At 38.3% G+C, this 26041-nt stretch carries 23 protein-coding genes, 1 tRNA gene, 1 CRISPR repeat array and 1 riboswitch; of the genes, 22 read left to right on the forward strand and 2 right to left on the reverse strand.

All coding sequences use genetic code 11. The annotated features are described in order from the left end of the window. The first annotated feature begins 123 nt into the window (after positions 1-123). From AC3B6D_RS06505 to AC3B6D_RS06575, 15 genes are all read left to right on the forward strand, one after another. Entirely contained in the window at positions 124-1845 is a 1722-nt protein-coding gene (locus tag AC3B6D_RS06505) for a phospho-sugar mutase (protein ID WP_489758268.1), read from the forward strand. Between the two features lie 223 nt (positions 1846-2068). Continuing rightward, positions 2069-4081: an excinuclease ABC subunit UvrB gene (uvrB, locus tag AC3B6D_RS06510; RefSeq protein WP_489758269.1), complete on the forward strand. Its 2013-nt coding sequence runs from the start codon at positions 2069-2071 to the stop codon at positions 4079-4081. Further along, on the forward strand, positions 4081-6927 hold the full coding sequence (uvrA, locus tag AC3B6D_RS06515; protein ID WP_489769621.1) for an excinuclease ABC subunit UvrA: 2847 nt from the start codon (positions 4081-4083) through the stop codon (positions 6925-6927). Before uvrB ends, uvrA begins: the two co-directional genes overlap by 1 nt. A 196-nt stretch (positions 6928-7123) precedes the next feature. Further along, positions 7124-8020, forward strand: coding sequence for an RNase adapter RapZ (rapZ, locus tag AC3B6D_RS06520; RefSeq protein WP_489769622.1), 897 nt, complete (start codon positions 7124-7126; stop codon positions 8018-8020). Beyond that, positions 8017-9045 carry a gluconeogenesis factor YvcK family protein gene (locus AC3B6D_RS06525; protein WP_489769623.1) on the forward strand — a complete coding sequence of 343 codons (1029 nt, stop codon included), beginning with the start codon at positions 8017-8019 and terminating at the stop codon, positions 9043-9045. The genes rapZ and AC3B6D_RS06525 overlap by 4 nt, the downstream gene beginning before the upstream one ends. A gap of 36 nt (positions 9046-9081) precedes the next feature. Then, a complete protein-coding gene (gene whiA, locus AC3B6D_RS06530) occupies positions 9082-10032 on the forward strand; it encodes a DNA-binding protein WhiA (protein ID WP_489758273.1) in 951 nt (316 codons plus the stop codon). 12 nt (positions 10033-10044) lie between these two features. Further along, positions 10045-10725 carry an SDR family oxidoreductase gene (locus AC3B6D_RS06535; protein WP_489775226.1) on the forward strand — a complete coding sequence of 227 codons (681 nt, stop codon included), beginning with the start codon at positions 10045-10047 and terminating at the stop codon, positions 10723-10725. Positions 10726-11003: 278 nt separating this feature from the next. After that, complete coding sequence (locus tag AC3B6D_RS06540) at positions 11004-12020, forward strand: hypothetical protein (RefSeq protein WP_489775227.1); 1017 nt, start codon at positions 11004-11006, stop codon at positions 12018-12020. A 161-nt stretch (positions 12021-12181) separates the two neighbouring features. Continuing rightward, the gene (locus AC3B6D_RS06545) at positions 12182-12316 is read left to right on the forward strand and encodes a bacteriocin (RefSeq protein WP_489775228.1); all 135 of its coding nucleotides are present in this window, start codon (positions 12182-12184) and stop codon (positions 12314-12316) included. 474 nt (positions 12317-12790) lie between these two features. Further along, complete coding sequence (locus AC3B6D_RS06550; protein ID WP_489775229.1) at positions 12791-13633, forward strand: sensor histidine kinase; 843 nt, start codon at positions 12791-12793, stop codon at positions 13631-13633. A 2-nt stretch (positions 13634-13635) separates the two neighbouring features. Continuing rightward, positions 13636-14379: a response regulator transcription factor gene (locus AC3B6D_RS06555; RefSeq protein WP_489769628.1), complete on the forward strand. Its 744-nt coding sequence runs from the start codon at positions 13636-13638 to the stop codon at positions 14377-14379. 134 nt (positions 14380-14513) lie between these two features. Next, positions 14514-14867, forward strand: a complete 354-nt coding sequence (locus AC3B6D_RS06560; RefSeq protein WP_489758279.1) for a YisL family protein — start codon at positions 14514-14516, stop codon at positions 14865-14867. A 19-nt stretch (positions 14868-14886) separates the two neighbouring features. Then, complete coding sequence (locus tag AC3B6D_RS06565) at positions 14887-15543, forward strand: CPBP family intramembrane glutamic endopeptidase (protein WP_489775230.1); 657 nt, start codon at positions 14887-14889, stop codon at positions 15541-15543. A 10-nt stretch (positions 15544-15553) separates the two neighbouring features. Further along, on the forward strand, positions 15554-15856 hold the full coding sequence (locus AC3B6D_RS06570) for a DUF4176 domain-containing protein (RefSeq protein ID WP_489769630.1): 303 nt from the start codon (positions 15554-15556) through the stop codon (positions 15854-15856). A 2-nt stretch (positions 15857-15858) separates the two neighbouring features. Then, entirely contained in the window at positions 15859-16440 is a 582-nt protein-coding gene (locus AC3B6D_RS06575; protein ID WP_489775231.1) for a 5-formyltetrahydrofolate cyclo-ligase, read from the forward strand. Between the two features lie 49 nt (positions 16441-16489). Here the strand turns inward: AC3B6D_RS06575 and clpP are convergent, their stop codons facing one another. After that, the gene (gene clpP / locus AC3B6D_RS06580; protein ID WP_489758283.1) at positions 16490-17077 is read right to left on the reverse strand and encodes an ATP-dependent Clp endopeptidase proteolytic subunit ClpP; all 588 of its coding nucleotides are present in this window, start codon (positions 17075-17077) and stop codon (positions 16490-16492) included. Between the two features lie 183 nt (positions 17078-17260). Then, on the reverse strand, positions 17261-17815 hold the full coding sequence (locus AC3B6D_RS06585; RefSeq protein ID WP_489769632.1) for an NADPH-dependent FMN reductase: 555 nt from the start codon (positions 17813-17815) through the stop codon (positions 17261-17263). A 332-nt stretch (positions 17816-18147) separates the two neighbouring features. Between AC3B6D_RS06585 and AC3B6D_RS06590 the strand changes: the two genes are divergently transcribed. The 7 genes from AC3B6D_RS06590 to thiM all read left to right on the forward strand — a co-directional run bounded on the left by AC3B6D_RS06590 (position 18148) and on the right by thiM (position 26041). Then, positions 18148-18219 (forward strand) — tRNA-Arg (locus tag AC3B6D_RS06590). 151 nt (positions 18220-18370) lie between these two features. Beyond that, on the forward strand, positions 18371-19453 hold the full coding sequence (locus AC3B6D_RS06595) for a sugar-binding transcriptional regulator (protein ID WP_489769633.1): 1083 nt from the start codon (positions 18371-18373) through the stop codon (positions 19451-19453). A 39-nt stretch (positions 19454-19492) separates the two neighbouring features. Continuing rightward, positions 19493-20512: a type I glyceraldehyde-3-phosphate dehydrogenase gene (gene gap, locus AC3B6D_RS06600; RefSeq protein WP_489758286.1), complete on the forward strand. Its 1020-nt coding sequence runs from the start codon at positions 19493-19495 to the stop codon at positions 20510-20512. Positions 20513-20684: 172 nt separating this feature from the next. After that, positions 20685-21899 (forward strand): phosphoglycerate kinase, encoded by a 1215-nt coding sequence (locus AC3B6D_RS06605; RefSeq protein ID WP_489769634.1) that lies wholly within the window; start codon positions 20685-20687, stop codon positions 21897-21899. Positions 21900-21924: 25 nt separating this feature from the next. Then, the gene (gene tpiA, locus AC3B6D_RS06610) at positions 21925-22680 is read left to right on the forward strand and encodes a triose-phosphate isomerase (protein ID WP_489775232.1); all 756 of its coding nucleotides are present in this window, start codon (positions 21925-21927) and stop codon (positions 22678-22680) included. 70 nt (positions 22681-22750) lie between these two features. Beyond that, entirely contained in the window at positions 22751-24046 is a 1296-nt protein-coding gene (eno, locus tag AC3B6D_RS06615; RefSeq protein WP_489769635.1) for a phosphopyruvate hydratase, read from the forward strand. Between the two features lie 111 nt (positions 24047-24157). After that, a CRISPR array of direct repeats spans positions 24158-24919; the repeat unit is 36 nt; unit sequence GTTTTTCTATTGCTAAATCTTTAAGGGTACAAAAAC. Between the two features lie 123 nt (positions 24920-25042). Further along, positions 25043-25143, forward strand: a riboswitch (TPP riboswitch). Positions 25144-25246: 103 nt separating this feature from the next. Next, positions 25247-26041: a hydroxyethylthiazole kinase gene (gene thiM, locus AC3B6D_RS06620; RefSeq protein WP_489769636.1), complete on the forward strand. Its 795-nt coding sequence runs from the start codon at positions 25247-25249 to the stop codon at positions 26039-26041.

Consider the following 26041-nt stretch of genomic DNA (forward strand, 5'->3'; position numbering starts at 1 on the left):
TAAATATTTGGAACGGTCGCGTTTTTTCATTCAGAATAATTAAGTTGTCGTAACCACTTTTCTTAGTAGAACGGTATAATGAAACAGGAAGCTTTAAATAACTAACAAGGTGGAGGCTGAACCATGAGTTGGCAAGATAATTATCAAGTATGGGCACAATATCCGCATTTGGATCCGACTTTACAACAACAATTAACGAAATTAGCAACAGATACGAAACAATTGGAAGCCGCTTTTTATGAACCATTAGAATTTGGAACGGCTGGCATGCGAGGGTTAATGGGCCCAGGCATTCATCGGATGAATTTATATACTGTTCGCCAAGCAGCAGAAGGTTTGGCCAAATTGATGGATACTTTGACACCACAAGAAAAAAACAAAGGCGTGGTCATTAGTTTTGACTCTCGGTACAATTCTCTTTTGTTTGCACAAGAATCGGCGCGGGTTTTAGGTCAACATCAAATCCCAGTTTACCTATTTGACAGTTTGCGACCGACACCGGAATTGTCATTTGCCGTCCGGCATTTGCAAACTTATGCAGGCATTATGATAACGGCCAGCCATAATCCGGCCCCTTATAATGGCTTTAAAATTTATGGTCCTGATGGTGGGCAAATGCCACCGAAAGAATCAGATTTGATTACCAAATATGTGCGCCAAGCAGCCGATTTATTTCAAATTGCTGTGGCGGACTTACATGAATTACGGCAGCAACATTTATTAACAATGATTGGCGAAGATGTGGATCAAGCTTATCTCAAAGCTATTCAAGCAGTTTCAATTGACCGCCAGTTACTGGCTGATTATTCGCAAATGAAATTTGTTTATACGCCATTGCATGGAACGGGTAAAATGTTGGCGGGTCGCGTTTTTGAACAAGCTGGACTGAAAAATATGCAGTTAGTGAGTGAACAGGCGATTTTAGATCCCGAATTTGCCACGGTTCAATTTCCAAATCCGGAATTCGCGGAAACATTTAATCTAGCGATTCGCGATGGTCAAAAGAGTGCGGCTGATGTTTTAATCGCAACAGATCCCGATGCCGACCGCCTAGGAGCAGCTGTCTTGCAACCAGATGGCAATTACCAATTAATGACGGGCAATCAAATTGCTTGTGTTTTGTTGGAATATATTTTAAAGACTAAGCAACGCTTGCATCAATTACCTAAGAATGCGGCAGTGGTTAAATCAATTGTCTCTACCGAATTAGCAACGAAAATTGCCAATCATTATCAAGTCCAAATGATTAACGTTTTGACCGGTTTTAAGTTTATTGCGGAGCAAATTCAACAATTTGAACAAACGGGGGAACATCAATTTTTATTTGGGTTTGAAGAAAGTTATGGTTACTTGATTCAACCATTTGTCCGGGATAAAGATGCGATTCAAGCTAGTTTATTATTAGCTGAAGTGGCCGCGTATTATAAGAGTCAGAATTTGACTTTGTATGATGGCCTACAACAAATCTACCAACAATACGGTTACTTTAAAGAACAAACGATTGCGAAGACGTTTGCTGGTGTCGACGGTGTACAGCAAATGCAGACTTTGATGCAACAATTTCGTCAGCAGGTGCCCCAAACCATTAATGGGACCGCTGTTGTTAGTGTCCAAGATTTTCAAAGTGGTCAACAAATAAATGCCGATGGAACTCAAGCAACGTTGAATCTGCCCCAGTCTAACGTCTTGAAATTTATCTTAGCAGATGAAACTTGGATTGCGGTGCGGCCATCGGGTACAGAACCCAAGATTAAAAATTATGTGGGAGTTTGTGCCGATACCCAGGCCACGGCTGATGCTAAATTAGCTGCTTACGCCCAAGTGGTTAATGCGTGGTATGACTAAGTTGAAAACTTTTTGACTGCGGACTAGTTTAAGGTTATATGTTAATGGCGAAAATATGTTCGGAGTGGTATGATATGAACCACTAGGTTAAAAACTTTATGAAGAGTCAAATTACTAAAGTAAGTTTATCCTTTAGAATTTGGCTTTTTTGACTTTAAAGATTTAAAGTGAGTCGCACTTGAGACGAAAAGAATGCTCGTATTGATGTTAAGGAGGACTCAGAGTGATTGATCGGATAACAGATAATCAATTTGAATTAGTTTCTAAGTATCAGCCGGCAGGTGATCAACAACAAGCTATTGATCAATTAGTAACAGATTTTCAAAAAGGTAATCGTACGCAGGTGTTAAAAGGAGCTACCGGAACTGGAAAAACTTTTACCATGGCCAATGTTATTCAAAAATTGAACAAACCGACGCTCGTGATTTCCCATAATAAAACGCTGGCTGGTCAGTTGTATGGTGAATTTAAGGAATTCTTTCCTCATAATGCGGTGGAATACTTTGTGAGTTATTATGACTATTATCAGCCAGAAGCTTATGTGCCTTCTAGTGATACCTATATTGAAAAAGACTCCAGTATTAATGATGAAATTGATAAATTACGTCATGCGGCGACTTCGGCATTACTAGAACGTAATGATGTGATTGTGGTTGCTTCCGTTTCGTGTATCTTTGGTTTAGGTGATCCGCGGGAATATCAACAAAGTGTCATTTCCTTGCGGTCGGGGCAAGAGATTAGTCGCGATGAATTACTCAAGAACTTAATTAATAATCAATTTGAACGTAATGATATTGACTTTCAGCGGGGCCGTTTTCGGGTACGCGGTGATGTGGTCGATATTTTTCCAGCGTCACGCGATGATCATTCTTTACGCATTGAATTTTTTGGCGATGAAATTGACCGGATTTTAGAAATGGATCCATTAACTGGGGAATTAATTGGCGAACGTCCGCAGGTTTCGATCTTTCCGGCAACGCATTTTATGACTAATGAAACACAAATGCAGGCCGCTTTAGAACGCATCTCTTTGGAATTGGACCAACGTTTAAAAGAATTAAAACAGGCTGGTAAATTGCTGGAAGCCCAACGCTTGGAGCAGCGTACTAATTATGATATTGAAATGATGCGAGAAATGGGATATACGTCAGGCATTGAAAATTATTCGCGACACATGGAAGGGCGTAGCGAAGGCGAACCGCCGTTTACATTACTTGACTTTTTTCCCGATGATTTTAACATTATGATTGATGAATCTCATGTGACGATGCCCCAAATTCGTGGCATGTATAATGGTGATCGCGCCCGTAAGCAGATGCTAGTCGATTATGGCTTTCGCTTGCCAAGTGCTTTGGATAACCGCCCGTTAACTTTAGCGGAATTTGAACAGCATGTTAATCAGATTTTGTACGTTTCTGCAACGCCGGGGCCTTACGAAATGGAACAAACTAACGAAGTGGTGGAACAAGTAATTCGTCCGACTGGTTTGTTAGATCCTGAAATTGAAGTACGGTCGATTATGGGCCAAATTGATGACTTAGTAGGGGAAATTAATCAGCGTATTGAGCAACACGAACGGACGTTAGTGACGACTTTAACTAAAAAAATGGCTGAAGATTTAACCGACTATTTAAAAGATTTGGGCATTAAAGTGGCCTATTTGCACAGTGATATTAAAACTTTGGAACGCACGGAAATTATTCGGGATCTGCGGTTAGGCAAATACGATGTATTGATTGGCATTAATTTATTACGTGAAGGCATTGATGTACCAGAAGTGTCCTTAATTGCAATTTTGGATGCCGATAAAGAAGGTTTCTTACGCTCTGAACGGCCGTTAATTCAAACGATTGGACGGGCTGCGCGGAACGTTCATGGTCATGTCATTATGTACGCTGATCATATCACCGATTCAATGAAAGTAGCGATTGAAGAAACTAAACGGCGGCGGCAAATTCAGCAACATTTCAATGAAGTCCATCATATTCAACCACAAACAATTCAAAAGCCAATTCGCGCAGCGATTACGGCCTTAAAGACTGTTGATAATAGTAGCAGTCAAGAACAAGCAATTACGCAAGATCCGTTTGATTTTAATAATATGACCAAAAAGGATCAGACAGAACTGTTGACGCAATTGACTGATCAAATGAACCAAGCTGCCAAAAAATTAGACTTTGAACAAGCAGCCAATTTACGCGATACAATTTTAGAATTGAAAGCAGAGATTGATTAATGGTAAACGAAAATATTGTCATTCACGGTGCCCGTTCGCACAATTTAAAAAATGTCGATGTCACAATTCCACGCAATAAATTAGTGGTCATGACCGGTTTATCCGGTTCTGGTAAAAGTTCTTTAGCCTTTGATACTTTGTATGCTGAAGGTCAAAGACGGTATGTACAAAGTTTATCTTCTTATGCCCGCCAATTTTTAGGACAAATGGATAAACCAGATGTGGATTCAATTGATGGCTTAAGTCCCGCTATTTCTATTGATCAAAAAACAACATCCAAAAATCCGCGTTCCACCGTCGGCACTGTCACTGAAATTAACGATTATTTACGATTATTATGGGCGCGTGTCGGGACTCCGATTTGTCCGAATGATGGAACACCGATTACGAGTCAATCAGTGGAACAAATGGTTGATCGGTTATTACAATTACCCGAACGTACCAAGGTGCAAATTTTGGCGCCAGTTATTCGTGCCAAAAAAGGCCAGCATAAAAAAGTTTTGGCCAAAATTGCTAAGCAAGGTTATGTCCGTGTCTTAATTGACGGCGAGCAGCATGAAGTTAATGAACAGCTAGAGCTCAACAAAAATCAAAAACACGATATTTCTGTTGTGGTGGATCGGGTAGTTATCAAAGAACAGATTCGTTCGCGGCTGTTTGATTCGATTGAATCGGCCTTACGGTTATCCGATGGTTATATGACCGCCGATGTGATTGGTCAAAAGGCGTTAGTGTTTTCAGAGCACTATGCCTGTCCTTTATGTGGTTTTGGCGTTGGCGAGTTGGAACCGCGCTTATTCTCATTTAACGCTCCGTTTGGTGCTTGTCCGGAATGTGATGGTTTGGGGATGAAACTAGAAGTTGATCCCCAATTGGTGGTTCCTGATCCTGATTTGACGATTGCACAAGGGGCAATTGTTCCTTGGAGTCCAGAGCATTCTCAATATTATCCACAGGTATTGGAACAAGTTTGTGAGCAGTTGCAAATTCCTCAAGATGTGGCTTTTGCCAAATTATCACCTGCACAACAACAGACCGTTTTATATGGTAATGATCAACAAGAAATTCATTTACACTTTGATAATGATTTTGGCAGTGTCCGTGATGTTGATACCTATTTTGAGGGGGTCATTCCTAATATTAAACACCGGTATGAAAAACCTTCCAGTGCTTTTATGCGGGAAGTGATGCGGAAATATTTTACAGAGCTACAATGTCCGCTTTGTCATGGGCAACGGTTAAACCAAAAAGCCCTGTGCGTTCAAGTCAATGGTCAAAATATTGCCGCTGTGTCCGATTTAGCCATCAAACAAGCTTTGCCGTTCTTTCAAAGTGTTAAGCTGTCGCCACAAAATCAAGTGATTGCGCAACCAATTTTAAAAGAAGTTATTGATCGTTTATCCTTCTTACAAAATGTCGGTTTGGACTATTTAACTTTATCACGAGCAGCGGGAACTTTATCTGGTGGTGAAGCTCAGCGGATTCGTTTAGCCACGCAAATTGGTTCCAACCTCTCCGGGGTTTTGTATATTTTAGATGAACCGTCTATTGGTTTACATCAACGGGATAACGAACGCTTAATTCGCTCCTTAAAAAAGATGCGCGATTTAGGCAATACACTTATTGTGGTGGAACACGATGAAGATACGATGCGGCAAGCTGATTATTTGATTGATGTCGGTCCAGGCGCCGGTGCTGCTGGCGGCCAGATTGTGGCAGCAGGGACGCCGGCAGAGGTTCAGGCGAACCCGCAGTCGTTGACAGGACAGTATTTAGCTGGTAAAAAATATATTGCCTTACCTGCACAACGGCGCGCAGGTAATGGGCAATATATTGAAGTAACTGGTGCGGCGGAAAATAATTTAAAAAAGATTGATGTACAATTTCCGCTAGGCAAATTTATTGCGGTGACTGGTGTTTCGGGTTCCGGCAAGTCATCATTAGTTAATACGATTTTACAACGCGCTTTAGCTCAAAAAATCAATCATAATTCGCAACGCGCCGGTCAATATCAAAGTATTACGGGTTATCAACATCTAAAATCTTTAATTAATATTGATCAAAGCCCGATTGGTCGCACTCCCCGGAGTAATCCTGCAACGTACACAGGGGTCTTTGATGATATTCGGGGCTTGTTTGCGCAAACTAACGAAGCCAAAGTGCGGGGTTATACAAAGGGCCGGTTTTCTTTCAATGTCAAAGGTGGTCGGTGTGAAGCCTGCAAAGGTGATGGCATTATTAAGATTGAAATGAATTTCCTACCAGATGTTTATGTTCCTTGTGAAGTTTGCCATGGAACCCGTTATAATTCAGAAACCTTGGAGGTAACTTATAAAGGCAAGACGATTGCCGACGTGTTGAAAATGACGGTAATGCAAGCTTTAGAATTCTTTGATCATTTACCAAAGATTAAACGGAAGTTACAAACTATTGTTGATGTGGGGCTAGGCTATGTCCAATTGGGCCAGTCAGCAACAACTTTGTCTGGTGGTGAAGCTCAACGGATGAAACTAGCTTCTGAACTATACAAGAAAGTCGATGGGCAAAACTTTTATATCTTAGATGAGCCGACAACTGGGTTGCACGTTGATGATGTCAAACGACTTTTGGCGGTTTTACAACGCTTGGTGGATCAAGGAAATACCGTTTTAGTGATTGAACATAATCTGGATGTCATCAAATCGGCAGATTGGTTAATTGATTTAGGACCTGAAGGCGGTGACTTGGGTGGTCAAGTTGTGGCCACAGGAACCCCAGAAGAAGTAGCTGCTAATCCGCACTCATATACTGGGCATTATTTGCAACCTGTGTTAGAACAAACACCACGGGCAAAAGACTTGGATTAATATCCAAGTTTTTTTAATACTACGGGCTAATTATTTAATCGATAAGAATTGTTAATTGATAAAATAATCTCTATAATAAGTTTGTTAATTTCAGTAAGAGTAGTTGAAGTTTAAATTTGCTAGGACTTGTCAGTAAAAATTTTGCTGTCAGGATAGATACTGCAACTTAGTGGCGAGTAAAGGAGCGGATGACTGAGTGACTAAGCAACAAAAAAAGACGGATTTAGTAATTATTTCCGGAATGAGCGGTGCTGGTAAGACAGTAGCGGTTCAGGCTTTTGAAGACATGGGTTATTTTTGCATTGATAATTTACCACCAGCTTTATTAGGTAAATTTATTCAGCTAGTTCAAGAAGCAGGTAATATGAACAAAATTGCTGTAGTCATTGATTTACGGTCACAGGTTTTTTATGATCAGCTTTTGAGTAGTTTAACGGGACTAGAAGATTACTCAACGATTCAAACAAAAATTTTATTTTTAGATGCGACTAATGAAGAGTTAGTGGCACGTTACAAAGAAACTCGACGCTCACATCCATTGGCTATGGAAGGACGCTTGATTAATGGCATTGTCAAAGAACGCCGTTTATTAAAGCCACTATACCAACGAGCGGCTTTAATCGTTGATACCACTAATTTAACACCGCGCCAATTACGCGCCGAAATTTTTCATCAATTTGATCAACAACAAGTAACGCCGTTTCATATTGTGGTCATGTCCTTTGGCTTTAAGTATGGTGTGCCTATTGATGCAGATGATATGATGGATGTGCGCTTTTTACCCAATCCGTATTATGATCCAGTGATGCGGCAACAAACGGGGCTTCAAAAAAATGTTGCGGCTTATGTTTTTAGCCAAACCGCGGCACAGCAATTTTATCAACAATATTTTACTTTAATGAAAACGATCATTCCCCAATATCAACAAGAAGGCAAAACGATGTTGACAATTGCCATTGGTTGTACTGGTGGCCAGCACCGTTCGGTCGCCATCGCTCAACGATTAGGAGAAGATTTACAACAATTAAATTATGATGTCAAAATTGATCATCGAGATATCAATCGACATAAGGAGTCGGTGAATCGTTCATGAGAGATACTACGAAGACTATCAAGGTTATTAAAGGGCGGAAGCCTAAAATCACGGTAATTGGTGGTGGAACAGGCTTACCTGTTATCCTACACAGTTTACAGCAATTAAATGCTGACATCACAGCCGTAGTGACTGTAGCAGATAATGGTGGTTCCTCCGGGGCTATTCGTAATTATATTAATGTGGTTCCCCCAGGAGATATTCGTAATGTGTTAGTTTCTTTGTCCAATTGGGAGCAATTACCGTTAGACGTTTTTCAATATCGCTTTAATAGTGATGATTCTTTTTTGGCGGGGCATGCGATTGGCAATTTGGTGATTGCTGCTTTATCAGAAATGTATCAAAATGATATTTTTGATGCAGTGCAACAGTTGGCCAAAATGATGGAGGTGGAAGGACACGTCTTTCCAGTATCTAATTCACCACTGACTTTGCATGCTGAATTTACAGATGGTACGCAATTAGCTGGTGAACACGAAATTACTTACGCAGGTAAAAATATTCAACGCGTCTGGGTGAGTGATACCAATAATCCCCAGCAAAAGCCCGCGGCAGTTTTGCCGGTCTTAGCAGCTATTATGCAGGCCGATGTGATTGTGTTAGGACCGGGAAGTTTATTTACGAGTATTTTACCGAATTTAATGATTAGTAATGTGCAGCAGGCTTTGCAACAAACTTCAGCAGAAGTGGTTTATATTTGTAATATTATGACGCAGATTGGCGAAACTGTTAATTTTACAGATGCAGATCATGTTCGGGTGTTGAATCGTCATTTGGGCGGGCACTATATTAACACCGTGTTAGTTAATGGTAAGCCAGTTCCGAGTGATTATATGGATCATGAAAAATACAATGAATATTTGGCGCAAGTTAAGTCGGATTTTGCAGGCTTACGGCAACAAGGCTGTCGTGTCATTACGGATGATTATTTATCGTTGCATGATGGCGGTGCCTTTCATGATGGTGATAAAGTGGCGCGAGAATTGTTAAACTTGGCTTTTCAAGCGGGCACTAGAAAACAATAAAAATGAGTTTTGTATGTAAAAAAGGTGGTATGTCTGATGGCTTCTTATGCCAGCACTGTCAAAAAAGAATTAACTAGTCTAGAAGTTCATCCAGAGCATGCGCGGGCCGAATTATCGGCTTTAATTCGAATGAATGGCAGTTTATCGTTAGTTGATCATCATTTTATTTTGGATGTTCAAACAGAAAATCCCGCGATTGCGCGGCGGATTTACGCGTTATTGCAACAGTTGTATACCGTGGAGGCGGATCTAGTGGTTCGTCGCAAAATGAAATTGAAAAAGAATAATCAATATATTGTACGCTTGCGCCGGCAGGTGCAGCCTATTTTAGCCGATTTACGTATTGTAGAAGTTAATGGCTTTCAAATTCGGACTGATATCCCAGCAGATGTGCTGAATTCCAAACAACGCGCGCGGTCCTATTTGCGGGGGGCCTTTTTAGCGGGGGGAAGTGTCAATAATCCGGAAACTTCTAGTTATCATTTAGAAATTTATTCCTTATATGAAGATCAGAATCAGGGAATTTTGCAATTGATGAATCAATTTAACTTGCATGCGCGGGCGACGGCTCGGCGCAGTGGTTATATTGTTTACCTGAAAGAAGCTGAAAAAATTTCGGACTTTTTACGGGTGATTGGCGCCACGTCAGCAATGTTAAAGTTTGAAGATATTCGCATTGTGCGCGATATGCGGAACTCAGTTAATCGTTTAGTCAACTGTGAAAATGCCAATATTAATAAGACGATTAAGGCGGCGAGTCAGCAAGTTGAAAATATTAAATTTTGGCAAGATAATTTTGGTTTAGAAACGTTACCCCCGAAGCTTAAGGAAATTGCGGAATTACGTTTAGCTAACCCAGAGATGTCTCTAACCGAATTAGGACAGCTAGTACCCAGTGGCTCAATTTCTAAGTCCGGAATTAATCACCGCTTACGCAAACTTAATGATTTGATTAAAAGTAAAAGAACTGCTGGATTAGAAGTTTAAGGAGATAAATTAATGCGTGTTTTAGTGGTAGGAGCTCATGGTCAAATTGGACGATTAGTAGTTCAACAATTACAGTCAGAACCACAAATTCAGGTTGTGGCAGGTTTAAGACAGTCTGCGCAAATCGCTGCTTATCAGGCTCAAGGTGTGGCTACGCAATTCATTGATTTATCCGGTGAGTTAAATCAACTGGTGCAAGCAACCCACAATATTGATGCAGTGGTGTTTGCTGCGGGTTCTGGTGGCAAAACTGGGGCAGATCAAACCATTATGATTGACTTAGATGGGGCGATTAAAATGATTCAAGCTGCTCAGTTAGCGCAGGCTCAACGTTTCGTGATGGTTAGTGCTCTCCAAGCTGACAATCGTGGATTATGGTCTTATCAACGGCGGGCGTTATCAACGGGAAATTATTATTACGCTGCTAAATATTATGCTGATCAATGGCTACTGCACAGCGGCTTGGATTATACGATTATTCGCCCGGCAGTTTTAACTAATGCTGTTGGGCAAGGACGTATCCAACTAGCACCACGGTTGAGTTTACAAACTGATGCGGGCTTGCGCTCTATTGCCCGCGCTGATGTAGCGGCAACCATTGTGGCTTGTTTAAAAAATCCGCTCACGATTAAGCAAGCATTTGACCTCAGTAGTGGGGAACAACCAATTGAGCAAGCAATTGCCAGTTTTTAAGTAAAATTATTAATTGAAAAATTACAGCTAGGATCAAAGCTGTCTAACCATTAGACACTAGAGGTCCTAGCTTTTTTAGTAATTTAAGCCAGTAATTGTGATAAAAATATTGCAAAAAGGTTTGAAATTGATTAAGTGTCAGTTTATTTTATGGTTCAATTAAAAATATTTTGTATTTTAAACAATACTTTCGTTTTTGAATTTGTTCACATATGTTATTATTAAACTAAAATAAAGTTTTTGTGTATTTTTTAATTAATGAATTGAAGGGATAATTTTTGAAAAAAGACAAATTAATTTATTTAATTCAAGCAGAAATCAGTAGCCTTAACCAAAGTATCAATGAAAATAATCTATCAACTATTGTGGTGCGGATGCAGGAACAATTAAATATTTTATCAGCCATTGATAAAGCTACTTTTTTGGATGCTGACGTTCCTCTATCGGCACGGGATTTGACAGCAGAATTATCAGCTGGCGGTCCTAAAGCACAGGAGGTAACGGGATATTTTAAACAATTATTACGCGGAGGAATGCTTGATCTAACTCAACCTGTTCCAGTTCCGGAAGCAGTTGTCCGACAATTAAATTTACGTTCAGGAGATCTTGTCCGCGCCACTTTGACATCAGAAACTGTTAATGTGCAAAACACTGTAGAATCACCATATCAGTTTGAAGTTTTGGATCGTAGTCGTGAAGTCGAGTTGGCTGTGCGAGAAGTTAAGTCGCAATTATTAGTGCAACAGCAATCTGATTCCGATCAATTGTATATTGAATTTAATGATGATTCTGGAACGCAAAAGATTATTTTATTAACTGATGAAGATATTGAACCTTTTCAATTGGCAGCAGGAGATGTGGTTGATTATGCCCACGAAATTAATAATCCGGCATCTGGCAAAATCATTTGGAAATATTCAAATACTGAAAATATCACTAGGCCCGTGCTCGAAGCGACCACTGCTAAACATAAACGACGCAAGTTTAAGCCCCTTTTTAAGGGATTAAAGATTTTAACTATTGGTAGTAAATTGGCGGAAACGAAAGATACAATTACTTTAAGAGCTGGCGATTATCGCTCCTTAACTGGTCAGGAAGCACCGCAAGTTTTAGCAGAGCAGATTCAGGATGCAGATTTAATTGTGGTCTTTAATAAGAATCTTAGTTCCACTGAATTAAAAACTGTGCGGCAAATTTGTAAAGAATATCAGAAAGTGACGACTTATACCAAAGATTTAACCGGAACGCCCTTAGCCACCCGATTATCATTAATGAAAAAGCAGCTGAATAAATAAAGTTGAGATATTTTTTAGCTTGAAATAATTAAAATCTAATCAAATGATTATAAATAGATTAAAATGATTTTGATTATGGGCGAAAAGTAAGCGTTAATAAAATATTGCTGACTAATTTAATTCTTGGACTATAATATCAGTTATAAGGGAGGTATTTTATTATGTTGAAGAATTTATCAGATACAGAATTACAAAAAGTTACCGGTGGTGCACAAGTTTCTACAATGGCAACGGTAGTTGCACCAAATGAACCACTCCATGAATGGATATGGCATTTAATTCACAAACATGGATAATAGATGATTTTTGTTAATTTATGGGTTGATATTTTTGATAATTTTTTTATCTTATATTTGGTGTTAAATCTTATTCATTACTTTAATCGTAACTATCATTTGTACTTTATTCTTACGGACCTATTAGTAGCATTCTTTTGGGGGTGTATTGGTAGTGAAGTAGGTAATTTGTATTTTTTATTATGGCTAATTTCTTCTATATTTTTTTCGTTTATTAAATATAAAAAGTTGGATTATTTTAGCTATACTATTAAGACTGTATCTATTGTCCTTTTAATTTTTATCAGTATTTTTGTACAATTTATATTTAGAATATCTAATGTTTACAATCTTTATAATAATGTTGATGTAGTATTTTGGGCTAACTTTATTACCTTAATTTTAATAGTTTGCTTTATAAGCATAGATGCTTTTTATAAATTTAAAATAACAAATTTTTTATTTTATTTTAAAACTATGGATTTATCTAAGTACTTGTTTATTTTTATTTTTACGCTGTTTCTTATTGTAGAAGCTATTTTAGTTACTAGTGATAAAGTTAAATCCACTTATACTGCATTATCATTAATTTTGTTATTATTTGTGGTCTTTGCGACATGGACAATAGTTTACGCTTGGCTATTTTTTAAGGCTTATGTAGCGCGGCAACAGGCCGAGCAGAGGGTTAGAGAAGATCGCCAACTGCGTGCTGATTTAGCTAGTATTGAACAGCAATATTCAGAGTTACGCAAATTTAAGCATGACTACCAAAATATGTTATTGGGTTTAGAAGGTTTTGTCAAAAATGGTAATAATCAACAATTAACTGATTATTATCAAGAGCTACTAAAGCAACAACCTATTAAGCAAGATTTGAAGCAGATGACCATTGCGAATATTGATTATTTAAAAAATGATCCAATTCGTGGCTTGGTTATCCAAAAGTTTTTAACAGCTCAACATGTTGGAGTTCAATTACGGCTTGAATTAACTCAAGAAATTCGATTACAACAAGTTAATATTTTGACAGTTGTTAGAGTGCTGGGAATTTTGTTAGATAATGCGATTGAACAAGCACAAAAAGAAAAAGATCGAGTTGTTGGCTGTTCGTTTGTGTCATCTACTGGTCAAGTCGAGATTGTGGTTGATAATGCAGCATCGAATATTAAAAATGTGCATCAATTATTTGAACCCGGGTATACAACGAAAGCTGCTCATCAAGGTTTGGGATTAACTAATGTCCGGCAGTTAATTAGAGATGATGAACAACTTTGGTTAGATACGCAACTAGGTGAGAACCACTTATGTATTACATTAATAATTACAGAGGAGGGATAGTGATGCTCCCAGTATATTTGCTTGAAGATAATCAAGAACAGCAAATACAGTACGCTAAGATTATTCGTAGTGCAATTAGTGATAATCATATGGACATGGAGTTGATTTGTCAGACACTATCGCCACTGGAATTATTATCAATGGCTCAAGAAAGCGATAGCAATTACGGCTTGTTTTTCTTAGATATGGAAATTAATAACAATACGCATGCTGGTCTGCAATTGGCGGTAGAAATTCGTCACTTATTACCACAAGCTAAGATTGTTTTTATTTCTATCCATGATGAATTAGCCGTGATGACTATTGAACGGCGAGTAGCACCATTAGATTTTATTGATAAAGATCATGGTTTGGATAGCGTTGAAACCAAAATACGCGAAGATTTACATCTAGCCATTGTGGACTATCAAGCAATAGAACAACCACAACAGCGAATGTTTTCTTACCGAATTGGTAGTCGTTATTTCACGGTTCCGTTAGATCAGGTATTATATCTGACGACGGCAGAAGTTGCTGCAGGTCATGTCTTGTTGCATACCAAAACGCGGGAAACTGAATTTTTAGGTAGTTTAAATAATTTGGCACATCGTTATCAAGAGCTGTTTCGGAGTGATAAGAGTTATTTAGTCAATTTGCAACAACCTTGTAAGTATGATAACAAAACTAAACAATTAAGGTTTCAAGATGGTAGTAGCGCTTATGTTTCTTTGCGTCGGGCGCGGGAATTGATTAAATATTTGCGTTAATTAGTGAAGAATTGCAGTAATAAAAAAATGTTCGTGTAATCTGTTAAGATTTGCGAACATTTTTTGTGTAATTATTGCTTAATTACAATGATCTACTAAAATAAAAGTTATTAAATTGGAAAGGGTGAAGTTAGATGTTCTGGCCTTGGTTACATTTAATTGTCGTACTAATTTTAATAATTGCAGTCATTAGTGGTTTACGAAAAAATGGGCAACATCCCAAATTGTGGGCAATGATTGCGCGGCTAGGTTATTTAGTATTGTTAATCAGTGGAGTAGTCATGTTACCTTATCCGTGGCATGAACATCCATTATTAACAATTATCAAACTTTTGGCAGCGTTGGTCTTAATCGGAATTATTGAAATGGCTTTTGCGAAAAAGCAGCAACATAAATTAACTAGTAACTGGTTATGGCTGATGCTATTGGGAGCTGTCATTGTCATTACCTTAGGCTTTTGGCTCACTAGTGGTTTTCCATTATTTTAAAAAGTGAGGATTATTTTGTATGAAAGTAACTAGAAGTAGCCAACGAAATGTACGGCACATTGCAGTTTTAGTTGGTTATTTTTTATTGTATTCGTTGGCGCAAACGCCTATTGCTATCCCCTTATTGCAACGACAAGTGTCAAGCTTAGAATTGATCCTACTGCTTGTCTTATTGTTCATCTTGATGGGAGCATTGATTGCTGCATTGTGGAATAAATACCGCCACTTACCAGCTTTGCGAACAACTTGGCCACCTGTCAAACATGTGGGGCTTACTTTTGTCGGCTTATTTATTATAATGTTCTTGATTGGTCTTTTAAGTAATTTGTTTCCGACCTCTGCTAATCAACAAGAACTGGATTTATTGGCTAAAAAATCGCCAATTATGTTGAACTTGTTTACGATTATTTTTGGTCCCATTATCGAAGAATTCATTTTTCGTGGATTATTTTTTAAATATTTTTTTCCAAAGTTAAAAAATAATGGACAAACGGTCTTAGCAATTGTTTTGTCAGGTGCAATTTTTGGATTGATGCATGCTCCGGCTTTTAGTTTAGTAGTCATTCCCTATATTTTAGCTGGTTGTTTGTTAGCAACCACGTATGTTTTGTATCAAGGCGATATGCGCTATAACATTGCTTTACATTTTTTGAATAATTTAATTGCATCATTGTAAGGAGAATCATATGAAAATTTTACCAATTGGCTCAGTAGTAACCTTAAAGGGTGATCAGGAAACGCCCTTAATGATCGTGAACCGTGCAGCACTGTTTGAAGAAAAGAAAAATCAAATTGGTTATTTTGATTATTCGGGTGTTTTGTATCCCAATGGTGTCGATGAAACCGAAGATTTTTGCTTTTTTAATCAAGAAGATATCAAAGAGGTACTTTTTGAAGGATATCGTAACCAAGAAGAACAAGAATTTGCTCAGCAGTACGATCAATTGGTGGCGCAAAGTGGCTATCCTAAGTTAAAGAGTACGTTATAGTTATGACGGCAATTGAGCAGCAGAAGGTGCAGTTACGTCAAGAACTTTTAAAACGGCGGTCGCAGCTATCACCGAGCTATCGAAAACAAGCAACCAAAGCTATCACGAACTTGTTAATTAATTTGCCACAGTTTCAAATGAGTCACACGATTTTTACTTATTGGTCCGTGGGTTCAGAATTAGCGACGCAGCCTTTGGTTAAGGTGGCGCAAAGTGAGCAGAAGGTGATAGCCTTACCGCGAGTTTATGCACAACATCGGATGCAAGCGCAACTGTTTCAAGGACAACGAGCACTACAAAAAAGTTCTTTAGGAGTTTTAGAGCCACCAATCACAGCGCCTATTATTGCTCCAGCAGAATTAGATTTAGTGATTGTACCGTGTTTAACTTGCTCCTTAGCGGGCAAACGTTTGGGGTATGGTGGCGGTTATTATGATCGTTATTTACAACAACAGTCGTTAACAGCAACGACAGTGGCATTATGCTTTGCGCAGTTGCAAAGCGCACAAGTACCAGTAACGTCGCTAGATTATCCTGTTGATTTTGTGATTACTGAACAAGGTGTTAGTAAAGTGATTGAATAAAAAAACACGGCCATCAGGTCGTGTTTTTTGTAATGATTAATTTGCCCAATTATTTATTTGAATTGTTAGTCATAATATCATCAATTAAACCATAATCTTTAGCCTCTTGAGCGGTTAAATAGTTATCACGTTCAGTATCGCGTTCAATGGTTTCGATATCTTGGCCAGAATTATCTGCTAAGATTTTATTTAAACGTTTGCGGGTTTTTAAAATCTCTTCAGCCACAATTTCAATTTCGGTTTGTTGACCTTGAGCGCCGCCAGAAGGTTGGTGAATTAAGACCGTGGAGTTTGGTAAAGCAAAGCGTTTGCCCTTAGCACCAGAAGATAATAAGACACTAGCCATTGAAGCAGCCATTCCCATAGCAATGGTTTGCACATCGGCTTTGACAAAATTCATAGTATCCATAATTGCTAAGCCGGCGGTTACAGAGCCACCAGGAGAGTTGATGTACATATAAATATCTTTTTCAGAATCTTGAGCATCCAAGAATAACAGTTGGGCAATGACCGTATTAGCTAAATCATCAGTAACTTCGCCCGATAACATAATGATGCGGTCTTTTAATAAACGAGAATAAATATCGTAGGCACGTTCACCACGTGAATTTTGTTCAATAACTGTAGGAACTAACATAAAAAAGCCTCCTATTGCTTATTAGCACTCTATACATTACTCTGCTAATTTATCATATATTTAAAAAAAGTCAACTCTCATGACTTCATTTCCAGATTGCTTAATAGTAATAAATTAATTATTAAAAAAAGGACTCTAAGAGTCCTTCATGTGCGAACTTGAAAAAAGTTCCGATTGTATATCTTAATACCGATTGATCAATTCAACAAATGCATCAACAATGGATTGTAAGAATTGCTTTGTATTGTCATTATTAACTTGACCATTGTCATCTAGGTAATTCATCACATTGCCTAGGTAAGCTTCAGGCTGTTGCAAAGTTGGCATGTTTAAGAAGACTAATGATTGGCGTAAGTGGTGATTAGCACCAAAAGCACCAGGAGCACCAGGTGAAACACTAACAACTGCAGCAGGTTTCCTATCCCAAACGCTTTGTCCATAAGGACGAGAACCGACATCAAGGGCGTTCTTTAAAACAGCAGGCGTGCTGCGGTTATATTCTGGGGTAACGAATAAAATAGCATCCATGTCTTTAACATCATTACGGAAACGGCTGTAACTAGCTGGCTCTTCTAATTCACCATCTTCAAAATCTTGGTTGAAGATTGGCAAATCACTGATATCGATTAATTGTGCATCGTAGCCTTCAGGAAACATTTCTTTCATTGCATTAGCGATTGCCTTGGAAAAAGATTGCTTACGTAAACTACCGACGATAACTCCAATTTTTTTAGTCATAATTTTTCCTCCCAAATTTTATTACAAGAACATAGTATACATAACATTATTGGAAAAGAAAGTTTTTTGCTTCAAGAAAAAGAACGATTAGATACCATTGCAAAGCTAAAAATGCCGTTATTAATGGATTTGTCCACCATTTTTAGTGCTTGAAATTTATTTTCCAAAATCATTTGAAACTAATCAATAGATTTAAGTAGTAAGCACCCAAAATGAAACTTATCATTTTACTATGAGGTAAGATCTGCAGTTAAAATGTTGAAACTAATTAATAAAAAATCTATTTAGGTATTGCCAAATGTTCTTTCGTCGTGTAATATATTTCATGTGTTGCGCCGCTAGTGTAATGGATAGCACACAAGATTCCGGTTCTTGGGATCTGGGTTCGACTCCCAGGTGGCGCATAGTTGGTGGTTCATTACAATTTTGTGATGAACCATTTTTTTCTGTAAAAAAGTGGTTTTGTTTATTGCAAATTAAAAATTAAGTTGTTATAATCTTGTTGTGAGTTGGAAACGATACTCACATATATTTTTTGATTGGATGGGTCTTAATATGCCACACAGGGACAAAATTAGTCCCACGGCAAATGCATCGTCAGTCAACGATGAACTTGGTTGGATCGAAGCCATTGCACCAGATTTTTTAAGTACCCTGCGAAAGCGTTATCGAATTTTGCAGGAAATTCGCTGGATGCAACCAATTGGTCGGCGGATCTTGGCAAGTGAGTTGGATCTTTCAGAACGAGTTTTGCGGCGGGAAACAGATTTGTTTAAAACTAGTGGCTTAATTAGCTCCTCTAAATCAGGGATGATGTTAACCGAAAAAGGCGAAGAGATTGTTGCTCACCTCGATGTGGTTATTGGTAAGTTAAATGATACTTCCGTTATTGCAACGCGTTTAGCTTCCTTTTTAGGAATTGAACAAGTTATAATCATACCGGGTGATAGTGAACATCATCGACGGGTCTTGGAACTAATGGGTCAAGAGTTAAATCAGATGATGGATCATTTTTTGCCTAGCGGACGTTCAACCATCGCGGTAATGGGTGGTACAACAATGGCTGCTGTGGCGCAGGCATTGACTCCTAAGTTGTCACAGGAACGGAATTTATTGTTTGTGCCTGCCCGCGGTGGTTTGGGCGAAGGAGTTTCAATTCAGGCCAATACGGTCTGTGCTGAAATGGCACATCATGCTAAGGGACATTATCGTGCACTCTATGTTCCTGAAGATATCAGTGCTAAAAGTGTGGCCCCTTTACTGGAAGAACCTGTAGTTAAGTCGGTTTTGGATTTGATTAACCAAAGCGATGTGGTAATTCACAGTATTGGTCGTGCCAAAACTATGGCCAATCGGCGCAACATGTCGTCGAAAGAAATTGAGTTATTGGAAAACAAACAAGCTGTTTCAGAAGCTTTTGGTGTTTTTCTGGATGCTCAAGGTAACGTCGTCTATAAGATACCGAAAATTGGTTTACAGGTTTCGGATCTAATTAATGTTTCACATGTGCTAGCAATTGCTGGTGGTGCTAGTAAAGCTGCTGCAATTTGCTCATATATGAAAATTGCTCCTCAGCAGACGGTTTTAATTACTGATGAGGCAGCCTCAGAAGCGATTTTAAGGGATAAAAACCTTTAAAATAAAATATTTTATTTTTCCTGAAGGAGGAAATCTTACATGACTACAAAAGTAGGTATTAATGGTTTCGGACGCATTGGACGTTTAGCTTTACGTCGTATTTATGAAGTTGCAAATGATGACTTGGAAGTTGTTGCAATTAACGACTTGACATCACCAGATATGTTGGCTCATTTATTAAAGTATGATACAGCTCATGGTAACTTCAAACATGAAGTTTCAGCTACTGATGATGCAATCGTAATCGATGGTAAGAAGATTCCTGTTTACGCAGAATCAGATGCCCGCAACATTCCTTGGGTTAAGAATGACGGCGTTGAATTAGTACTTGAAAGTACTGGTTTCTACACATCAAAAGAAAAGTCACAAGCTCATATTGATGCCGGTGCTAAGAAAGTTTTGATTTCTGCTCCTGCTGGTGATTTAAAGACTGTTGTTTATGGTGTAAATGACGACACAATCACTAAAGATGATCAAATTATTTCTGCTGCTTCATGTACTACAAACTGCTTGGCACCACTTGCTAAAGCAATGAACGATGCTTTTGGTATCCAAACTGGTACAATGACAACAATCCATGCTTACACAGCTACTCAAAAGTTACAAGATGGTCCTGATCGTGGTGGTAACAAGCGTAATGCCCGTGCTGCTGCTCAAAACATCATTACTCACTCAACAGGTGCTGCTAAAGCTATTGGTTTAGTTATTCCTGAATTAAAGGGTAAGCTTGATGGCCATGCACAACGTGTGCCAGTTATTACAGGTTCTTTAACTGAATTAGTTGCTATCTTGGATAAGAAAGTTACAGCTGATGAAATTAATGATGCTATGAAGAAAGCTACTGATGGTAACGAATCATTTGGTTACAATGGTGACGAAATTGTTTCTTCCGATATCATTGGTACAGAATTTGGTTCTGTCTTTGACCCAACTCAAACACAAGTTGTTGAAGGTTCAAACGGCGAACAAATCGTTAAGACTGTTGCTTGGTACGATAATGAATCAGGCTTTACAGCTCAAATGATCCGTACTTTGCAAAAATTTGCAAGTATGTTGTAATACCTTAGCTCATAGTAGATGAATTACTGAAGAAGGCGGAGGGAGGATTTCTCCTTCTGCCTTTTTTGATTGAAATGATGCAATCGTAATTAAAATTATAATTTGAGATAAAATTCTTAATAGTTTGAATTTTTGAAGAGAGCATTTTTCTAAGTAAATTAGGAGGCCAATTATGGCAAAATTAATTGTTTCTGATGTTGACGTCAAAGACAAAAAGGTCTTAATGCGGGCAGATTTTAATGTTCCGTTAAAAGACGGTAAAATTACTAATGATAACCGGATTGTCGCAGCTTTGCCAACAATCAAGTATATCTTAGATAATGGTGGTAAGTTGATTCTATTGTCTCACTTAGGTCGTATTAAGAGTGACGCTGATAAAAAAGAATTAAGCTTACGTCCAGTTGCCGAACGTTTAAGCGAATTATTAAAGAAAGATGTCAAGTTTGTTCCTGAAAACGAAGGTCAAGCTGTTGAAGATGCTATTGCTGCAATGCAAGATGGCGATGTAATCTTGTTAGAAAACACACGTTTCCAAGACATTGATAATGATTTTGGCAAGCGTGAAAGCAAGAATGATCCTAAGTTAGGTGAATATTGGGCTTCTTTGGGCGATGTATTTGTTAACGACGCTTTTGGTACAGCTCACCGTTCGCATGCTTCTAACGTCGGGATTGCTACTGCTATGAAAGCAGCCAACAAACCGGTTGCTGCTGGTTTCTTGATGGAAAAGGAAATTAAGTTCTTAGGTAATGCCGTAGAAAATCCAGTTCATCCATTTGTGACAATTTTGGGTGGTGCTAAGGTTTCTGATAAAATTGCTGTGATCGAAAACTTAATTCCAAAATCCGACCATATTATTATTGGCGGTGGTATGGCTTATACCTTCTTAGCTGCTCAAGGTCATAAAATTGGTAAGTCATTATTTGAAGAAGACCGTGTACCAATGGCTAAAGAATTATTAGCTAAAGCTGGCGATAAGATTGTCTTGCCAGTTGACCATGTTGTGGCTACTGAATTTTCTAATGAGGCACCGCATGAAGTTACTGAAGGTGTCGATATTCCTGATGACATGATGGCTTTGGATATTGGTCCGAAGACTATTAAGTTATTTGAAGATACTTTAAAAGGTGCTAAAACAGTGGTTTGGAATGGACCAATGGGTGCTTTTGAAATGAGTAACTTTGCTAATGGTACTTTGCAAATTGGTCGAGCTTTAGGCGACTTGCAAGATGCTACAACAATCGTTGGTGGGGGCGATTCAACTGCTGCTGCCCAACAATTAGGAATTGCTGATAAGTTAAGCCATATTTCTACTGGTGGTGGTGCTTCCTTGGAATACTTGGAAGGTAAAGAATTACCAGGTATTGCTGCTATTTCTGATAAATAATTTAAAATTAAGGGAGAATTTAGTTATGCGGACACCAATTATCGCGGGTAACTGGAAAATGAATAATGCTCCAGCAGATACCACGAAGTTTGTTAATGCAGTTAAGGATCAATTACCTGATTCTAGTAAAGTTGAATCAGTCATTGCTGCTCCTGCTGTTGATTTACCAGCTTTATTAGCAGCTGCTAAAGGTAGTAATTTAAAGACTGCTGCTGAAAATTGTTACTTTGAAAATTCCGGTGCTTTCACCGGTGAAACTAGTCCTCAAGTTTTGGCTGAAATGGGCATTGATTATGTTATTATTGGTCATTCTGAACGCCGGGATTATTTCCATGAAACTGATGCAGAAATTAATAAGAAAGCACACGCAATCTTTGCTAACAAGATGTTACCAATCATTTGCTGTGGTGAAACTTTAGAAACTCGTGAAGCTGGTCAAGCAGAAGAATGGGTTAAAAACCAGGTTACAGCTGCGTTGAAAGATTTATCAGCACAACAAGTATCCCAATTAGTGATTGCTTATGAACCTATCTGGGCGATTGGCACGGGTAAGACGGCTACTTCTGAGCAAGCTCAAGAAATTTGTCACGTTATTCGCCAAACTGTTGCTGATTTATATGATGAAACAACAGCTGAAAACGTCCGGATTCAATATGGTGGTTCAGTAAAGCCTGCTAACGTGAAAGAATTAATGGCTAAACCTGATATTGATGGTGGTTTAGTTGGTGGCGCCAGCTTAGATCCAGAATCTTATTTACAATTAGTTAATTATCAAGATTAAGCAGTTTAATTAATTTAGTTTAAATGTTAAAATTAAGTGTGTTGATCATTTAACAAAAGGAGAATATTAAATGTCTGTTATTACTGATGTTTTAGCTCGTGAAATTTTAGATTCACGTGGCAACCCAACTGTTGAAGTTGAAATGTATACTGAATTAGGTGGCTTTGGTCGCGCTAGTGTTCCTTCTGGTGCTTCTACCGGTGAACACGAAGCTGTTGAATTACGTGATGGCGACAAGTCCCGTTTTATGGGCAAGGGCGTTTTGAAAGCTGTTAAAAATGTTAACGACGTAATTGCCAAAGAAGTTATTGGTATGGACGTTACTGATCAACGCGCTATTGATCAAAAAATGATTGAATTAGATGGTACTCCAAACAAGGGTAAGTTAGGTGCCAATGCTATTTTAGGTGTTTCTTTAGCTGCTGCTCATGCTGCTGCTGATGAATTAGGTTTACCTTTGTACGAATATTTAGGTGGACCAAACAGCCATGTTTTACCAACACCAATGATGAATGTTATTAATGGTGGTAAGCATGCTAACAACAATGTTGACTTCCAAGAATTCATGATTATGCCTGTTGGTGCTAAGAGCATCCATGAAGCTATTCGGATGGGTTCTGAAACTTTCCATAACTTAGCTTCTATTTTAAAGGAACGTGGCGACTCTACAGCTGTTGGTGATGAAGGTGGCTTTGCACCAAACAACATGAAGAACAATGAGGAACCATTCCAAGTTTTAGTTGAAGCTATTGAACGTGCTGGTTACAAGCCTGGTGAAGATATTGCCATTGCTTTTGACTGTGCTTCATCTGAATACTACAATACCGAAACTGGTAAGTATGATATGAAGGGTGACGGCAAGTCTTATACGGCTGAAGAAATTGCTGACTTGTTATCAGACTTAGTTGACAAGTACCCAATCGTTTCCATTGAAGATCCTTTGGATGAAAACAACTGGGAAGATTGGCAAATGTTGACCAAGAAGTTGGGCGACAAAGTCCAAATCGTTGGTGATGACTTATTTGTAACCAATACCGATTACTTGAAGAAGGGTATTGATATGGGTGTTGCTAACTCTATCTTAATCAAGGTTAACCAAATTGGTACTTTGACCGAAACCTTTGAAGCAATCGAAATGGCTAAAGAAGCTGGCTACACAGCGATTGTTTCTCACCGTTCTGGTGAAACTGAAGATACCACGATTGCTGACTTAGTTGTTGCTACAAATGCGGGTCAAATCAAGACTGGTTCTATGAGCCGGACAGATCGGATTGCTAAATACAATCAATTAATGCGGATTGAAGAACAATTAGGTTCCGCTGCTGAATATAAAGGTGCTAAGAGTTTCTACAGCATCAACAAATAATCAGTAAAAAATAAAAGCAGTGTTGGTGCGTTCATGTACCGGCACTGTTTTTTTGTATAAAAAAACTTAATTTTCAACTTACCGTCGAAAATTAAGCTACATAATCATACAATTTTTCTATTGCTAAATCTTTAAGGGTACAAAAACGTTGGCAGGGCACAATATGAATACTTCATTGTTTTTCTATTGCTAAATCTTTAAGGGTACAAAAACCATTGACCATTACCACCGTTATGAGTGGTGGTTTTTCTATTGCTAAATCTTTAAGGGTACAAAAACGCGGCATTGGTGATTGGATCCGCAAGCATAGTTTTTCTATTGCTAAATCTTTAAGGGTACAAAAACCTAATACTGAACAAGTCTTTGAGCAAATGTGTTTTTCTATTGCTAAATCTTTAAGGGTACAAAAACACAGCGACATTTTTCCACAAACTAAAATCAGTTTTTCTATTGCTAAATCTTTAAGGGTACAAAAACGACTGTGGGTCGGTGTTAACGTACTCCAGCGTTTTTCTATTGCTAAATCTTTAAGGGTACAAAAACTCAGTACCCTTAAAACAGTAGATATTATCTGTTTTTCTATTACTAAATCTTTAAGGGTACAAAAACTTTTGAGTCTTAAGCTGCTGCTCGTAATCAGTTTTTCTATTGCTAAATCTTTAAGGGTACAAAAACACCAGATTAGAGGTGATTAGATGCATTCATGTTTTTCTATTGCTAAATCTTTAAGGGTACAAAAACGAAATAAAGCCATTCTCATCTTCCTCTTCGGTTTTTCTATTGCTAAATCTTTAAGGGTACAAAAACCCGCCAAACACTTCTTTGAACATTGACTTAGTTTTTCTATTGCTAAATCTTTAAGGGTACAAAAACCTCAAATTTACTCTGAGATTTTAGATACCCTTTATTTGGATTATAACATAGCAAGTAAAAGATCTTTAATACAATTTTATCTTGCGAAAAATTATTATTTTGATTATAATGAAAGCGTTAAAAAATATAAGCAAGGGGTGCCAACTTGGCTGAGACAGATCTTTAATCTGAACTCTTTGAACCTGTAAGTTAGAACTTGCGTAGGGATGTGCTATTAAAATTAAGACTATTGATTAATAGGCGTCTCAATTGAGGCGTCTTTTTTTAATTGCATTTTTACGAGAGCAATTAATTTAGAAGTTCTGTGCATATTAGGAGGAATTTTAGATGAAGTTATCATTGTTAGATGATTTACGTAAACAGAATCCGGTTGTATTGAACATTTCTAATTTCGTGACTGTTCAAGATGTGGCCAATGGTTTGAATGCATTGGGAGCATCACCAATTATGTCAGAGGAAATTGCAGAAACCAAAGAAATGGTGGGAATCAGCAATGCTGTTTCTTTGAATTTAGGTGCTTTTACTCAAGAACAAATTGAACACTTAAAGACGATGGGCCAAGCGGCTAACGCTGCTCAAAAGCCCGTTGTTTTGGATCCAGTGGCAGTCGGAGCTATTAATTATCGTAAGCAAGTCGCGCTAAAGTTGTTACAAGATTTTCAGGTATCGGTTATTCGAGGTAATGCTGGGGAGATTGCAGCCTTGGCAGATTTTGATTGGCAAGCTAAAGGGATTGATGCAGGTGCTGGAACTGGCGATGTGATTGAAATTGCCAAAACTGCTGCACAAAAGTTTCATTGTGTTGTTTTGATGAGTGGTGCAACGGACTATATTACCGATGGTCAGCAGGTAGTGGCTGTACACAATGGTACGCCACTATTTGCGGCCCATGTTGGCTCGGGAGATATGTTGACTAGTATCGTTGGCGCTTTTTGTGCAATTAGTTCAGATAATTATTTTGAAGCAGCACAAACGGCGGCATTAGTTTTTGCAGCAATTGGTGAATTAGCAGTCGGTAATCAAAAAGTTGGTCCCGGTAGCTTTACTGTAAATTTATTAGATCAATTAGCTTGGGCGACAACTGATCAAATTAATTCAATCGCTCAATATGAGGAATTATAA

This window comes from Bombilactobacillus sp. ESL1097 (assembly GCF_058107205.1).

What these genes read in the sequence shown, in the direction of transcription:
- AC3B6D_RS06505 (WP_489758268.1), top strand. Translation starts at nt 124, where the DNA reads ATGAGTTGGCAAGATAATTATCAAGTATGGGCACAATATCCGCATTTG.
- uvrA (WP_489769621.1), top strand. Translation starts at nt 4,081, where the DNA reads ATGGTAAACGAAAATATTGTCATTCACGGTGCCCGTTCGCACAATTTA.
- AC3B6D_RS06525 (WP_489769623.1), top strand. Translation starts at nt 8,017, where the DNA reads ATGAGAGATACTACGAAGACTATCAAGGTTATTAAAGGGCGGAAGCCT.
- whiA (WP_489758273.1), top strand. Translation starts at nt 9,082, where the DNA reads ATGGCTTCTTATGCCAGCACTGTCAAAAAAGAATTAACTAGTCTAGAA.
- AC3B6D_RS06535 (WP_489775226.1), top strand. Translation starts at nt 10,045, where the DNA reads ATGCGTGTTTTAGTGGTAGGAGCTCATGGTCAAATTGGACGATTAGTA.
- AC3B6D_RS06545 (WP_489775228.1), top strand. Translation starts at nt 12,182, where the DNA reads ATGTTGAAGAATTTATCAGATACAGAATTACAAAAAGTTACCGGTGGT.
- AC3B6D_RS06555 (WP_489769628.1), top strand. Translation starts at nt 13,636, where the DNA reads ATGCTCCCAGTATATTTGCTTGAAGATAATCAAGAACAGCAAATACAG.
- AC3B6D_RS06560 (WP_489758279.1), top strand. Translation starts at nt 14,514, where the DNA reads ATGTTCTGGCCTTGGTTACATTTAATTGTCGTACTAATTTTAATAATT.
- AC3B6D_RS06565 (WP_489775230.1), top strand. Translation starts at nt 14,887, where the DNA reads ATGAAAGTAACTAGAAGTAGCCAACGAAATGTACGGCACATTGCAGTT.
- AC3B6D_RS06570 (WP_489769630.1), top strand. Translation starts at nt 15,554, where the DNA reads ATGAAAATTTTACCAATTGGCTCAGTAGTAACCTTAAAGGGTGATCAG.
- AC3B6D_RS06575 (WP_489775231.1), top strand. Translation starts at nt 15,859, where the DNA reads ATGACGGCAATTGAGCAGCAGAAGGTGCAGTTACGTCAAGAACTTTTA.
- clpP (WP_489758283.1), bottom strand. Translation starts at nt 17,077, where the DNA reads ATGTTAGTTCCTACAGTTATTGAACAAAATTCACGTGGTGAACGTGCC.
- AC3B6D_RS06585 (WP_489769632.1), bottom strand. Translation starts at nt 17,815, where the DNA reads ATGACTAAAAAAATTGGAGTTATCGTCGGTAGTTTACGTAAGCAATCT.
- AC3B6D_RS06595 (WP_489769633.1), top strand. Translation starts at nt 18,371, where the DNA reads ATGCCACACAGGGACAAAATTAGTCCCACGGCAAATGCATCGTCAGTC.
- gap (WP_489758286.1), top strand. Translation starts at nt 19,493, where the DNA reads ATGACTACAAAAGTAGGTATTAATGGTTTCGGACGCATTGGACGTTTA.
- AC3B6D_RS06605 (WP_489769634.1), top strand. Translation starts at nt 20,685, where the DNA reads ATGGCAAAATTAATTGTTTCTGATGTTGACGTCAAAGACAAAAAGGTC.
- tpiA (WP_489775232.1), top strand. Translation starts at nt 21,925, where the DNA reads ATGCGGACACCAATTATCGCGGGTAACTGGAAAATGAATAATGCTCCA.
- eno (WP_489769635.1), top strand. Translation starts at nt 22,751, where the DNA reads ATGTCTGTTATTACTGATGTTTTAGCTCGTGAAATTTTAGATTCACGT.
- thiM (WP_489769636.1), top strand. Translation starts at nt 25,247, where the DNA reads ATGAAGTTATCATTGTTAGATGATTTACGTAAACAGAATCCGGTTGTA.